The organism is Mycoplasma sp. 3392, assembly GCF_053851755.1.
Map to the genome: position 1 here is coordinate 302,804 of NZ_JBSQBF010000001.1, position 14,130 is coordinate 316,933.

Sequence of the window (14,130 nt, forward strand, 5' to 3'; positions counted from 1 at the left end):
ATAAAAAGGCAGGACAAAATCATGAAATATGACAGTTTTTACATTGAAAAAAATTTAGTAGTAGATCAAAAAGATTTTGAAATTGTAAGGCTGTTATATCTACCTATTATTGGTGTTGAAGCTTCGAGTTTTTATTGTGCTTTAATTGATGAAGCAACTCTTTTACAATCAGCAAGAGTTCGTATTAGTCAAAAAGAACTCGCTTATTTATTAAATATAAGTTCACAAGAATTAATACAAGCAAAAGAAAAATTAGAAGCTGTTGGCTTAATTAATTATTTTGAATCAGATTTATACAATAGTGGGCTAATTGAAATTCGTAAACCAATGGATGTGAAGACATTTTCAAATAGCATTATTAGCAAATCATTAATCGCTAAAATCGGACAACAAAGATTTGACAAAATTCTTAAACACAACGCAATTAATAATTATTCAAGATCAGATTATGCTAACAAAACTAAAAAGTTCACTGAAGTTTTTGCTAATGAAGAACTAGGAGTTTTTGTTTCAAATAATCATGATCTTCGCGCAACCCAACAAATTGATTTAGATGATTTAGAAAATGAAAAGAGATTGTCGCCACGTGATTACATCAAGCATTTAACCAATTTAGAACCTAGTCCTTCGCAAATTAATATGGTTTCAAAACTTTCAGACTTAGGTTTTACTTTTAATGCAATAAATTTATTCATTGATTATTCAATGAAAATTAATAAAAGTATTGTTTGCCAATACATTGAAAAAATTGCTCGTGATTACGCAAATAAAAATATCAAGTCAGATATTGATGTTGAAAACGAATTACAAAGAGCACTTTCATATAAAATTTCAACTAATACTCAAATTGACACACAATATTTAGTAAGAAAAAGCTTTAAAGAAGAAGAATCAGTTCTAAACTGAGCAGAATTAGGTTTTGAGGATTAATTTATGTCTGAATTAAAACAAGTAAGAAACTTATCTCAATTGTCAGTTTCTGATACTCAGCATAGCAAAAGCCGTCTTGACGCTTACCGTCAAGAGGTTTTTAATAGTGAAATAATCAAAAAAGTAATCAAAAAACTTAAACTGACTGACTGACAAATTAAAAACGGTGAAACAGTTCTCTTCGATTATTATAGCTATTTTAAAACGCATAATAAATTGCCAAATTGAAGTCCGATTTTAAACGCTAACAATTCTCTTGATCGTGATTTTTCAAAAGAAAGTTGATACAAAAGTGCTTTAATGCGCGACAAGTTTTGACTAACCGCAATAACCCCTTTAGAGCGTGACCTTGATTCAATAATTGACAAAAAATTAAAAAAATCTTCGCGTGAAGGTAAAAGAATGATGGACGATTTAGAATCGATTATTTGCGATACTAATTCATATTGAACAAAAGACTTAGATTTACTCAAAAAAGTAGTATCTCCAAAGTATTCTTTACCAGCTTATTCGCTTTATTTAGTAGATTACAACATTTTTCGCTCTTTGACAGTTCTGAAATTTCTAGCTTATCAAGAGGCAAGCAAAGGACACAGTGTAGCACTGTTAGACTACAACGATTTGTATCTTTTTTACTCAAAATCAAGCAATGAAGAAAGAAGAACACTGACAGATCTACTGAGCGAAGTAGATAATTTATACATTAGTGATTTTGGCTCAGGTTCAAAACCAGACTGATATGTTAACTCATTCATAAGTTACATTTTAAGAATCCGTGTAACTTATGAAAAAAGTACTTTTATTACTGCTTCGGATGATTATTTTGATGGAAAATTGTCGCTAATAACCAAAAAATCCAGTGTCGAAGACACACAGAATTCCAAGATAATTCGCAACTTGAAACTAATAATCGACAACGGATTCAAGGTTATTAAACCAAAGCGTTCAAACAAAGCTTTTTAACCATTTTTATGTCCCCAAACGAACATTTTTTATTTGACATAAGGGGTTAATTTTTTTATAATTAAGTTAAATAATAAGGAGAAATATGCAACCTAAAAAAATAGCTATAAATGGTTTCGGAAGAATCGGAAGATTAGTGTTCCGTGAAATCTATAATGACCCAAATTTAGAAGTTGTTGCTATTAATGATTTAACAGATGCAGCAACACTAGCACACCTATTAAAGTACGATACAGCACACCGTGCTTTTAAACACGACGTTAAAGCAGAAGATAATATGCTTGTTGTTGATGGTAAAAAATTCCCAGTTTTTGCAGAAAAAGATCCTTCACAATTACCTTGAAAAGACTTAAATGTTGACATTGTTATTGAAGGGACTGGGCGTTTTGTTACTGAAGAAGGTTCATCACTACATCTACAAGCAGGAGCTAAAAAAGTTCTTATTACTGCCCCTGCAAAGAATTCAAAATCAGTAAAAACAGTAGTTTACTCAGTAAATGAAGAAATTTTAACTAAAGACGATGTTATTGTTTCAGCGGGTTCATGTACAACTAACTGTTTAGCACCAGTTGCGAATGTACTTGAAAAAGAATTCGGAATCGTTAAAGGATTCATGACAACAGTTCATGCTTACACAGCTGATCAAAATCTACAAGATGCTCCTCACCGTGACTTACGTCGTGCTCGTGCAGCAGCTCAAAACATGGTTCCTACTACAACAGGTGCTGCAAAAGCAATTGGAAAAGTTATTCCTACACTAAGCGAAAAATTAGATGGTACATCATTACGTGTTCCAACAATTACTGGATCAATTATTGATCTAACTGTAGAACTTGAAAAACAACCAAGTGTTGAAGAAATTAATCAAGCAATTAAAAACGCTTCTTCAGATTCGTTACTATATACAGAAGACGAGTTAGTTTCAAGTGATATTATCGGAACAACTTATGGTTCAGTTTTCGACTCAAAATTGACTACATTTGTAGAACATGAAGGAAAAAGATTATACAAAGTTTTTGCTTGATACGACAACGAACAAAGTTTTGTTTCTCAATTCGTTAGAACACTAAAACACATGGCAAGTCTATAATTTAGGCACTTCACAAGGACACTTAATGCCCTTGTTTTTTTTTTTTTTTTTTTATTCTTTGAAACTTTTGCCATAGAAGTTTTTTACTTTTTTAGCAAAAAAACATTTTCTTGAGTGCTAACAATCAGTAAAAGTTCACTTTTATCTAATGTGACTAAAAAACATTAAAAAAAATGGCATTATTAGCCATTTTTCGAACTCAGTACTTTAGAAAGTGAAACGGAAATATTTTTTTTATCTTTCTTGTTTAAAAGTGAAATTACTTTCTTAAAGAACTTTTTAGTTTGTGCAATATCCTTTTTATTTTTCAAAACTTGATTATAGAATACTAATTCGTCTTCATTCTTGTCAAATTTTATTCCTAGTCATTCACTATTATCAAACACTACTTTATACACATATTGATTTTCATATGAACGATAATCTTTCATAGGTATTTGATTAAAAATATAACGATTAGCAATTTTTTTAAGTTGCACTAATATTTCAAGAAAATCTTTTACAAACTTTCTATTAATGGGCACTCTGAAAATGTCCACTATTTCATTACCATATAGTTTGTTTTGTTCTTTAAAAACCTGTTTAATGCTCTTATTTTGACTTTTGAAATAGTTAAGCATTTCAATCATAGTAACAAAGAACATTACAGCATTGTTTTCACTCATTAAAGGTTTTTTTACATACATTGCACCATCTTCATCGAAGCTCATGAAATATTGTGCTCTAATCAATAAGAAATCTCTTTTATCTAAAAATATTTTTTTGTGAATGTTACCATAATATTTTTCGTCCAATTTATAGATATTGTTTCTTAAAAAAGGACTAATGTAAATTTCTTCATAACGTAAACTCTTTTGATTTTGTTTCATTTGACTTCCGACAAAATCTAAATAAGCCATAATCAAGTCATTAGGATTTATTTTCTTATAAAGGAGCAGAAATTTCCTTTGATAAACATTTAAAACTTTTATTTCAGGATTAAAAACAAACAAAAAGTTATCATGCTTATAATTGGATTTTTTGAATTTTAAAAAATCTTTATTGAAAATTAAAGTTGCATTTTTATGAGTTTTTTTAGTTTTCAAGTAAGAATAACTATAGTCCATCTTACCTAGTATTTTTTGCACAGCTAATTGTGAAGCAGGATTATTTACTAGTTTGATTTTTAGTTCTTTTTTGTCAAAAGGTCTAATTTGTAATTTAAGAATTTCACTTACATATTCTTCCATTAACATATCTACTTTTAGATAAAAGAAATCATCTAAAAGACTTGGTGTTAAGAATATGTTTACATTTTGTAAGTAGTAATTGTAAATTTCATTGATATCTTCGTCAAAAAAACGTCTTAATCTTTCATCAAAGAAGTACAGTGCTTTTGTTTTGTGTGACTGACTAAAATCACTGAAGAAAACTAGATTATGCAAGTCTTTTGTTTTTTGCATCACGTAAAAGGCAAAGTCTTTTGAAACATGAGCAGATTTTTCAAATAAGTAAACCTTGATATTTGAAGCCATCAAGACTTGACCGAATTCGTTGATTAAGCGGCTGAATTGAGCATCACTTCCATCAGAAGCTAGCAAAATTCTTATTGGTTGTGTGGAATCATATTTAGATTTAAGGAAATTGGCATATGAGTGTGCTAAGCCCCTGATTGTGGCTTCATTGAATTTATTGTATCCATAACCAGTTTGAGCGACGAAAACTCCTTCGTTTATTTTAATATCTTGATAAAATTCACTGTTTTCATCAGATGACTGGTATTTTTTTATTTGTCTAAGAGCTTTACGATTTTTACCATAAAACTCACATCATAATTTATATTCTTTTTGCATCTTTAATTAATCATTATCCTCAAAGTTTGAATGGTACATTTTTTCATACATACCTTTCAATGCTAATAGTTCTTGGTGATTTCCTTTTTCTACAATTTGCCCTTTATCGACAACCAATATACATGTAGAGTTAACTATTGTTGAAAGACGGTGAGCAATGATGAATGAAGTTTTTCCTTTCATCAAGTTAAGCATTGCTTTTTGAATATTTTTCTCTGTGTGTACATCGACATTACTTGTTGCTTCATCAAGAATTAAGATGTCCTTATTACTTAAAATAGCTCTTGCAATAGCAATAAGTTGTCTTTCTCCTTGAGATAAGTTTGAACCGCTTTGATCAATTACAGTATCATATCCGTGTTCAAGTTTTTGAATGAATTCATCAGCATGTGCTAATTTAGCGGCTTCATGAATTTCTTCATCAGTAGCTTTTAAGTTTCCATAACGAAGATTTTCTTTGATAGTTCCTTTGAATAAGAATGTGTCTTGAAGAACAACAGAAATATTGTCTCTTCATGATTCTTCGCTATATTGTGTTAAGTCACGATCGTCAACCAAGATTTTCCCACCTAGTGGTTGGTAGAACTTCGAAAGCAAGTTAACAATTGTAGTTTTTCCTGCTCCGGTAGGCCCCACAATGGCAATGCTTTGCCCTTTCTTAGCTCAAAAACTTGCTTTTTTAAGTTGTAAGTTTTCCGGATTGTTTGTGTATGAAAAGTCAACATTTTCAAATTTAATATCACCTTTGATATCGGTAATTGTCAATAATTTCGAATTGTCAATTTCTGGTTTTAAAACCATCATTTCACTGATTCTAGAACTAGAAGCAACTGCCATTTGAATAGTTGAGAAAACGTTCATTACTTGAATAAATTGGTTGGTAAAAATTACTAAATAGATATTAACTGCTGATAATGCTCCAAGTGTCATAACTCCATTACCACCAGATTTGTTATTCATAATTAGAAATGCCGCAAGACTGATTACTGCTAAACGTAAAATCATAGCAGCCAGATTTGAGTAAGGATATGTAATTCCTCCCAAAATTCCAGCTTTCATTGCAGGTTTAACTAAATTATCGTTGTGTACTTTGAAACGTTTAATCATTTCTTCTTGGCGATTGAAAGAAGTAATAATATTTTGTCCCTTGATAATTTCTTCAACAAATCCGTTAACCATTGAAATACTGATTTGTTGTTGATGGAATGCAGGCATAGCAAATTTAATAAATAGAAACATTGCAGTGTAAAGAACTGGAATCAAAGCAACCGTAAATAGTCCAATGAAAGGAGCTGTTACAAATATCGCTATTAAACAAATAATAGTAAAGTTGATAGTTATCATTGCTTGTGAAATCAAGGTCATTAATCCCATGGCAACGTTATCAATGTCATTTGTAAGTGTTGACATTAATTGTCCACTATTTTTAGTTTCAAAATAGCTTAATGGCATTTTCATTAAGTTTTTATAGGATTGTAGCCTCATTTGTGCTGCAGCCCGCATAGCCATTTTGGCACTGAATCAGTTAATTATTAAAATGAATGCTTGTCCTAATATGTAACAAATTGCTAGATATATTAGGAATATTATGAATTTGTTTTGGTCAAAACCAGCAATTTTATTAGGTAAAAAGAATTTATCTATAAGTTTACCTACTAAAAAGTTTGCAAGAACAATGACAGCAGCAGAAAGTAAACTAACAAAAAAGATTGAAATTGTTTTAAGTCCATTTTTGTCAAAGTACTTAATCATTTTTTTGAATTCTTTTCAGTAGCTTATTTTTCTGTAGGGAACAGCATGCATATTATATCTAGGCATCATTTCCTCCTAACTGTGCTTCAGCCACTTCACGATAGTATTTATTAGTTTTTAATAAGTTTTCATGATTGTCAAACGCTGTGATTTGTCCATCTTCAATAATTGCGATTTTGTCACATTCAATAATTGAAGAAAGTTTTTGACTGATGATGATTGTAGTAGTATCTTGATAATATTTTTTAATGTTTTGACGAACTAACTTGTCAGTTTTATTATCAAGTGCTGATGTTGAGTCATCAAAAATTATGATTTTTGGATTTTTCAGCAATGCTTGAGCAATAAAAATACGTTGTCTTTGTCCGCCACTTAAGTTAGTTGAGCCTTGACTCACAGGGTGGTCTAGACCGTCATTAAATGAGTAAACAAAGTCATAAGCTCCAGCGATTTTTAAAGCATGATCTATTTCTTCTTCAGTTGCATCAGGATTTCCAAAAAGCATATTTGAACGAATAGTTCCTGATAACAAGAAAGGTTTTTGATACACGTGACTTATTGATTTGTTAACGTTGGCAATACTATAGTCAGTGATATCAATGCCGTCGATAAGTAAATTTCCTTCAGTAACATCTCAGTCATGAGTAATTAGCTTAGCAATTGAACTTTTTCCTGAACCGGTAGGTCCAATTATTCCAATAGTTTGTCCTGCTTGAATTTCAAGATTGATATTTCTTAAAACATATTCTGGTGAGTCTTTGAAATATTTAAAGAACACATTGTCAAATTTGATTGTTCCTGCTTGAATTTCATCTTTTGAGTCTAAATTTTGTTTTAGACTATTTTTCATTGCCATAATGTTTCATACCCGTGAGGCTGACACTTGGCTTCTAAAGAAAAAGACTGAAACAAAGATTGACATAATTAATCCGCTCGAAACAACCCATAGATATCCAATAAAGGCGTTAATCGATGTTAAGAATTTTGCATATTCAGCTAATTTTTCTTGAATTTCATTACTTTGTAATCCGCTTAAGTCCGGTCTTTCAAAGATACCAGCAATAACGAAGATAACTAGTGTACTCAAGTTTACAATCAGTGAAACAACTGGGATTGCCATACTTTGAATCAGGTTGGCACGAGTTGAAACACTTAGTCAATTATCATTAGCTTTAATATATTTTTTTTCTTGATTGTTTTCAAGATTGAATGATTTAATAACTTTGATTCCACCAATGTTTTCTTGACTTTCTAAGTTGATAGCATCTAATGCAGTTTGTTGCTTCTTAAAGTAAGGAATACCTTTAATTGCAACAATAACTGTTACTAAAAGAAGTAAAGGAATTAAAATTGCCATCGAAATTGAAAATTTTAAATTAGTCATTAAGGCCAAAATGAAACCACCAATAAAGAAAATAGGCCCTAGAATCATTGTTCTCAATGAAGTCAGAATTCCATCTTGAATTCTTGCTATGTCACTAGTAAAAGTAGTTAACAAGCGAGGTTGTGAAATTTGAGTTAGTTTTTTAGCATTCAGTGTCTGAATGTGAGCAAAAAGATTTGCTCTCAATCTTTGTGCTGTTTTAACAGCGATAACATTAGCACAAACACTGGCCGAAACTCCTAGAATTAGTCCCACAAAAAGAGTAACTAAAAAAATAATAGTTATCCCAGTCATAGCTGATTGTGGATCTTTGTATGAGATATGGATAATATTTAGAATATCAATCGAAACTGGTTTGGTTTCCATTAATTTTTGATTGGCCTCATAAAGTCCAACTTGTGTTATAAGTTGTGCTAAGAAGTTAGGCGCTAGAATTGAAATGATTACTTGTCCAATTGACATGAAAACAGTCAACAAGGCAAGCATCTTGTATTTGAATTCCATTGCCCGAAAAACTCTTCACATATTTTCCGTCCTTTCTAAAAAATAAACAAAAATAGATTTTTCAATCTATTTCTTTAAATTTTATTCTTTTTTAAAACCTTTTTTGAAAAAACCAGTAGGTTTTTGGATAAGTTCAAAACTAGTAATTTGGTGTTTTTTCATTCTTGAACTTATCACTAAATTGGTAATAATTTTATGAACTTCATACACTGGAATAATTATTGCTACTAAACCATACGCGTAGGCATTAAGTATTGAATATTTAGCAAAGTTAGTCATTAAGTTAAATACTTCAGCAATGTTTGATACGTATGTTACTAGCAGTAAAAATCCAATTGAAAAGATAACAGAACTGTAAACTTTTCAGTATTTTAATGGGTTTAAGCAAATAATTGGTTTTCTAGACATTAGTGTCAATGTATTAAATGTTGCACCAATTCCTAGAATGATGAAGGCTACAGTAGAACCGGCATTTACGAATTCTGAACCATGACCATTTTTTAGCGCTCAACTAGATCCTAATCAGTAACCTATGACTGATAGTGAACCCATAAAAATTCCTTGTCAGATTGTATTAATACCCATTCCGCGAGCAAAGATAGATTCATGTTTTGAATATGGACGTCGGTTCATATAATTTTCATTATTTTCTTGCAATCCAAGTGCTATTCCTGGAAAACCGTGTGTAAATAAGTTAATTCACAATAATTGAGTAGCTGATAGAACAAAGAAATCTCATCCAGCAACTTCTGAACTGTATTTATTAATTTCATTTTTGAAAACTAAGCGGAAAATGATTAGTCCAAAGAAAACTAAAACAATTTCAGCAACAGATGTAATAAGTAAAGACTGAATGACATTCTTAATTCTTTGGTAAATTGAGCGTCCATTTTTAACAGCTTCAACCACAGTTGCAAAGTTATCATCTACTAAGATCAAGTCGGCAGCTTCTTTTGAAACTTCAGTACCAGTAATTCCCATTGCACAACCAATATCACTGGCTTTTAAAGCAGGAGCATCATTAACTCCGTCTCCTGTCATGGCAACTACTTGATCTTTTTGTTGTCACATCTTAACAATTCTAATTTTATCCTTTGGAGCAACACGAGCATAAACCGAAATGTTTTGAATTTCATTTAAAAGCTCTTCATCACTCATTTTTTCAAGTTGTACACCATTAACTGCGATGTCACCTTCTTGGTAAATTCCTAGTTCATGAGCAATTGCTTTTGCGGTTACTAAATTGTCACCAGTAATCATAATTGGTTTAATTCCAGCTTTTTTACAGATAGCAATTGCTTCTTTTGAAGATTCTCTTGGTGGGTCAATCATTGCTACCATTCCACCAAAAATTAAATCATTTTCAATACTTTGCTCTGATAGTAAGTCAATATTTTCAGCTTCTTTTTTATTTAAAGGACGCATTCCTAAAGCTAGAACACGATAACCTTGTTTAGCTCATTGTTCGTTAATTTTGTGTAGTTCATCTAGATTTGACTTGTCTTGTAGAGCATTGAAAATTTGTTCTGGTGCTCCCTTTACAATAACTACTTTCTTATTGTCGATTTCATTAATAGTAGACATTAATTTTCTATCGCTATCAAATGGGAATGATTTAACTCTTGGATATAAAGAACGAATTTGATCAACTGTTTGATTATTTAATTTTTTTAGTGAGTGAAGTAAAGCAGTTTCAGTCGGATCTCCAACTTCTTTTAGCTCATCGTTTTCATAAAAAACATTAGCATCAGTACATAAAGCAAACAAAATTGCTGTTTTTTGAAAATCTTTCTGATTATTCTCACTCATGAACTGATTGTTTCAGTAACTTACAACAGTCATTTTGTTTTGAGTCAAAGTTCCTGTTTTGTCAGAACATATAACTGCAGTTGATCCAAGTGTTTCTACTGCCATAAGACTTTTTACAATTGCTTTTCGTTTTGCCATTGAGCGAACACTCAATGAAAGAATAATAGTTGTGAAGGCAACTAATCCTTCAGGAATTGCAGCTACAGCAAGTGAAATTGAGTTAACTATGCTTGAAGATCAAAAACTAGTTTTATCAAAACCTTGGTGTCCAACTGCTTGGAATATTATTTGCATAATGAATGAAACTACAAACAATATAATTCCACCAAACCCAAAAACTTTTCCTAGTTTGTTAATTTTGATTTGCAATGGAGTTAATGAGTTTTCTTGTTCAGATATTAGAGTAGAAATATTTCCGATTTGAGTTTGTTGACCAACTTCAGTAACTAGAACTACTCCTCTTCCTGTTGCAACGGCGGAAGAAGAGAAAACTTTAAAGTCTTGATCTGCGATTGGTAAGCTCAAGTCTCGAGTAGCTTTTGCATCTTTTTGACTTGCAGTAGATTCTCCAGTTAGAGAAGATTCAATACAGCTTAGATTTGTACTTTCAAGTAGCAAACCATCAGCTCCAACAATATCTCCGGATTCAATAATTAAAATATCACCAACAACAATGTCTTCGGCTTTAATGTTTTGTAAAATTCCGTTTCGAATTACTTTCGACATCAAGGGAGACATATTTTTTAAGGATTCAACAGCTTTTTGACTTTTTATTTCTTGTACTGTTCCTACTATTGCATTTGTCATTACAACAAATAAAATGATGAATGGTTCAACAAAAGAAACCACTAGTGAGGTTTGTCAGTTTCATTTTGTGTGTACCCCTTCGAAAATTGCAAGTGCAAAGGCGATAACGGTAGCAACAAGTAACAAAATAACCATTAAATCTTTAAATTGTTCCAAATAAACAATAAGTCAGTGCTTTTTCTTTGCTTCTTTCAAACTATTTTTACCAAAGAGTTCACGACTTTTAGCAACTTCAGCATCGTTTAAACCTTTAGCAATATCAGTTTTAGAAAAGTATTCTTTTGAGTCCATTTTCCTCCTTAAAATAGTGCTTATCTAATATTAATAAATATTAACATACAAAACAAAAAAAGCACAATTTTAATTTTTTGTGTCTGAAAAATATAAAATATTTTTTATGAATACAAAAAACCTAAATTATTTTATTTTTGACCTAGATGGGACTTTGTTAACGAAAGAAAAACAAATTGACCCTAGAACATTAAATACTATCAAGGAGTTAAAAAAACACGGAAAAAAATTCTCACTTAATACAGGGAGAACACCTTTTCTATCTTTAAAATTTATGGATCAAATTGAGCCTGATTTTCCTTGCTCTTTCTGCAATGGAGCACTAATTTATGACTGAAAAAATAAGTCTTTCATTTCTAAACATGCGATTCCATTAAGTGATGCAACGAAAGCATTCAATATTCTTTGAAAAGAAAAATCAACTATTTTAGTTTATACTCAGGATTCAATTTATTACAAACACTTCAATGAGCAAAGTAAATGAGTAAATTTCATTAAAAAAACTAATGATGCTGTTGAAAAGGAATATCGTGCCAAAGTTTTAGAAATTGACTTAAATACTTTCAAACTAAGTGACCATGAAATTTACAAAATCATTTGCATCAGTGATGAAGTATTGGGAAGTATTGAAGAAATTAAAAAAGAACTAAATGAATTGCAAGACTGCTACCCACTACAATCTAACTCAGCAATTTTAGATATAATTCCTAAAAACATCGATAAAGGTACTGGTTTACAATACTTGATTGATAACAATTATGTAAAAAAATCGGAAACCGTTGTTTTTGGTGACGAAAACAACGACTTACCAATGTTTGAGGTCAGTGACTATTCAGTAGCATTAGGGCAAGCAAGAGATGTTATCAAACAACAAGCAACTTTTGTTACTGAGTCAAATGATGATAATGGAATTGGAATCTTTTTAGAAAAAACCATTTAAGGAGCAAGTATGAAAATATATTTAGCTAAAAAATATTCACCTTTTTACACTCTTACAATGGAAGAGTTGTTAGTTAAAGATGATTCTAATACCGAAGATATTATTTACTTTTACCAACATGAAAATGCAGTTATTATTGGACGTAATCAAAATGTCTATGAAGAAGTTAAAATCGATGAATTAAACAAAAATAATGTTGAACTTTACCGTCGTTTAAGTGGTGGTGGAGCTGTTTATCATGACCTAGGAAATGTTAACTTTAGTTTCATTACAAAACGCGAAAACGGACAAAGTTACGAACAATTTTTACAGCCAATTTTAGAATTTTTAAAATCTTTAGGTGTTAATGCTTATTTCAAAGGACGTAACGATTTAGTTATTGATGGACTTAAATTTTCAGGAAACTCACAATTTATTTACAAAGACAAAATTGTGCACCATGGAACATTACTTTTCGACGCTAATTTAGAAAAAGTTGGAAACTATTTAATTCCTTCGAAATTAAAAATGCAATCTAAAGGAATTAAAAGCGCAAGACAAAGAGTTACAAATATTATTGACACATTACCAAATAAAATTGACGTTAAAGAATTTGTATCAAGACTTGTAAGCTTCTTCGAACATAAACATAATGTTAAAGTTGAAGATCTACCTGCTAAATACGAACAAGAAATGCTTAAATTAGCAGAATATCGTCACTCAGATGAATGAGTATTTAAAAAACAATTCCCATTCAGTGTTATCAATGAAGCAAAATGAGATGGTGGAATTTTAAAAGTAAAATATTCAGTAAAAGAAAACGTTTTTGAACACATTCGTCTAGAAGGTGACTACTTATCATTAACAGATCATGATGAAGTTGAAAAACAACTAACTGGAAGCGAATATAAAAAAGAAGTGACAAGAAAAATTCTTGAATCATTTGATAATTTCAGTGAAATGTTTGGAACACTAACCATTGACGAAATTATAACAACTATTTATGGAGAATAATAACTGACTAAATATTCAGATACTCAATGAAAATGTTCATTGCTATGTAGAAAATAATAACCGTGCTAAAAAAGTTTTATTTGTGCACGGTTTTAATTCTTCATTAAATATTTGAAAAGCATTCATTGATACTGAACGTGATTATGATATTGCTATGCTAGATTTGCCTGGGTGTGGGTTCACTACTGCTTGCAATCAAATAACTATTGAATACAATCAAAAAATTGTTGCTGAATTTGTTCGTAAAATTGGCTATGAGGATTGCTTAGTTGTGAGTCACTCAATGGGAGCATGCATTGCTTTATATCTCTTAGAAAATAACTTAGCAAAATATGGAATTCTGTCTTCACCTTTCAATTACAAAACAAATTTCTTCACTTCTGAATGAGCTAAAAACTTTTTCAAATCTACAAACTCATTTCTATCCTTAGCAAAAGCAAATAAAAATAGTGACAAAAATAATACTTTATCACTTACAAAAATCACTAAAAATTTAGTGAAAAAAACTTCAGCTTTGATAGGTTCGAGTAATAAATTCGCTTACTTAGTAAGTACTCAGCTAATGAACAAAAAATACACATCTAACAAAATAAAAGAATTGTACGAAAATGTACACAATTACATGTTGATTACCGGTTCAATTGACACTTGTATTCAAAAAGATGATGTTGAAAATGTAGCTAAAGAACAAGGTGTCGAAATTATTGTTTTTGATAATATAAACCATGGTTTTTGGCAACAGATCAATAGTAAACAATTTCAAGACATTGAAAAATTAATAGATGAAAAATTAAATCAGATACAAAAAATAAGCCGACAGCTTTAACTAAGAAAG

10 protein-coding genes are annotated in these 14,130 nt (G+C 30.6%); 6 read left to right on the forward strand and 4 right to left on the reverse strand.

What is annotated here, in order from left to right; genetic code table 4:
- Positions 1-21: 21 nt before the first annotated feature.
- The 3 genes from ACWXVV_RS01225 (at position 22) to gap (ending at position 2,983) form a co-directional block, all read left to right on the forward strand.
- On the forward strand, positions 22-930 hold the full coding sequence (locus ACWXVV_RS01225) for a DnaD domain protein (RefSeq protein ID WP_438341409.1): 909 nt from the start codon (positions 22-24) through the stop codon (positions 928-930).
- A 3-nt stretch (positions 931-933) separates the two neighbouring features.
- A complete protein-coding gene (locus ACWXVV_RS01230) occupies positions 934-1,893 on the forward strand; it encodes a hypothetical protein (protein ID WP_438341408.1) in 960 nt (319 codons plus the stop codon).
- 85 nt (positions 1,894-1,978) lie between these two features.
- Positions 1,979-2,983 (forward strand): type I glyceraldehyde-3-phosphate dehydrogenase, encoded by a 1,005-nt coding sequence (gap, locus tag ACWXVV_RS01235; RefSeq protein WP_455984542.1) that lies wholly within the window; start codon positions 1,979-1,981, stop codon positions 2,981-2,983.
- Between the two features lie 182 nt (positions 2,984-3,165).
- Here gap and ACWXVV_RS01240 read toward each other — a convergent pair whose 3' ends face one another.
- Genes ACWXVV_RS01240 through ACWXVV_RS01255 form a run of 4 tightly spaced genes read right to left on the reverse strand, consistent with a single transcriptional unit; the run spans position 3,166 to position 11,362 of the window.
- Complete coding sequence (locus tag ACWXVV_RS01240; protein ID WP_438341406.1) at positions 3,166-4,815, reverse strand: hypothetical protein; 1,650 nt, start codon at positions 4,813-4,815, stop codon at positions 3,166-3,168.
- Between the two features lie 6 nt (positions 4,816-4,821).
- Positions 4,822-6,633 (reverse strand): ABC transporter ATP-binding protein, encoded by a 1,812-nt coding sequence (locus ACWXVV_RS01245; protein ID WP_456012454.1) that lies wholly within the window; start codon positions 6,631-6,633, stop codon positions 4,822-4,824.
- The gene (locus ACWXVV_RS01250) at positions 6,626-8,476 is read right to left on the reverse strand and encodes an ABC transporter ATP-binding protein (RefSeq protein ID WP_456012455.1); all 1,851 of its coding nucleotides are present in this window, start codon (positions 8,474-8,476) and stop codon (positions 6,626-6,628) included. The genes ACWXVV_RS01245 and ACWXVV_RS01250 overlap by 8 nt, the downstream gene beginning before the upstream one ends.
- A gap of 60 nt (positions 8,477-8,536) precedes the next feature.
- Complete coding sequence (locus ACWXVV_RS01255; RefSeq protein ID WP_455984539.1) at positions 8,537-11,362, reverse strand: cation-translocating P-type ATPase; 2,826 nt, start codon at positions 11,360-11,362, stop codon at positions 8,537-8,539.
- A gap of 106 nt (positions 11,363-11,468) precedes the next feature.
- Between ACWXVV_RS01255 and ACWXVV_RS01260 the strand changes: the two genes are divergently transcribed.
- From ACWXVV_RS01260 to ACWXVV_RS01270, 3 genes are read left to right on the forward strand one after another with little or no spacing between them, the layout of a single operon-like run.
- Positions 11,469-12,302, forward strand: a complete 834-nt coding sequence (locus ACWXVV_RS01260) for a Cof-type HAD-IIB family hydrolase (protein ID WP_438341402.1) — start codon at positions 11,469-11,471, stop codon at positions 12,300-12,302.
- 9 nt (positions 12,303-12,311) lie between these two features.
- Complete coding sequence (locus tag ACWXVV_RS01265; RefSeq protein ID WP_438341401.1) at positions 12,312-13,295, forward strand: lipoate--protein ligase; 984 nt, start codon at positions 12,312-12,314, stop codon at positions 13,293-13,295.
- The gene (locus tag ACWXVV_RS01270) at positions 13,285-14,121 is read left to right on the forward strand and encodes an alpha/beta fold hydrolase (protein ID WP_455967716.1); all 837 of its coding nucleotides are present in this window, start codon (positions 13,285-13,287) and stop codon (positions 14,119-14,121) included. The genes ACWXVV_RS01265 and ACWXVV_RS01270 overlap by 11 nt, the downstream gene beginning before the upstream one ends.
- The last annotated feature ends 9 nt before the right edge of the window (positions 14,122-14,130 follow it).